Consider the following 627-nt stretch of genomic DNA (forward strand, 5'->3'; position numbering starts at 1 on the left):
CCGTATTCCAATGTTTTTTGTTYWTATGATAACCCGGAAAAACGGTTTGACTATACCGTTCACGTAGCTCTTCAGCATAGTCGGGATCGCATTTCACATTAAACCGTATCTCGTCATATTGATCCAAGGATATCAAAAGAAATATTTTCCCACGAATCTTAAACACCAAGGTGTCGGGACCGAAAGGCAATTCTTCCACCACTTGGGTAGATTTGGAAAGACAATATAGCCGTATATCCTCGATATGCATGACAAAAAACTATTGCCTCAGCAATTGAACTAGTTCTCTTTGTATCTCCTGACCTTTATCTTCATTATACCACTTCTGGATGACTTCTTTAATTTCATCCATGGAAGCATTCTTTTCTTTCAATTCTAAAAACATATGCTGTAGTTTGTCCGGACGTGGCCCCCACACCGCTAAATCTTCTCCCTTACTATTGCGGATGACCAACTTAGGAATGGATTTCCCTCCATTAGTAAGATAGCTGTTAATCAAAAATGGTTCTTCATCACGCAGCTGGATATCCAACGCGATATTAGCATTATCCTTCACCATGTTGTAAATCTGTGGAACAGAATGGGCAGCGTCCCCACACCATGGCTCGGTAATCAAAATCCATTGCT

Annotated in this window: 2 protein-coding genes; both read right to left on the reverse strand. The window is 40.6% G+C overall.

The window, feature by feature from the left end; all coding sequences use genetic code 11:
• The coding region (locus SD31_RS14275) for an MmcQ/YjbR family DNA-binding protein (RefSeq protein ID WP_039054607.1) at positions 1-250 on the reverse strand (250 nt) is incomplete at its 3' end.
• A gap of 9 nt (positions 251-259) precedes the next feature.
• Positions 260-627, reverse strand: a 368-nt coding sequence (locus SD31_RS14280; RefSeq protein WP_039054608.1) for a thioredoxin family protein, incomplete at its 5' end; no start/stop codon positions are given.

Origin of the sequence: Sphingobacterium sp. T2, assembly GCF_000814685.1 — a bacterium.
Taxonomy (GTDB): domain Bacteria; phylum Bacteroidota; class Bacteroidia; order Sphingobacteriales; family Sphingobacteriaceae; genus Sphingobacterium; species Sphingobacterium thermophilum.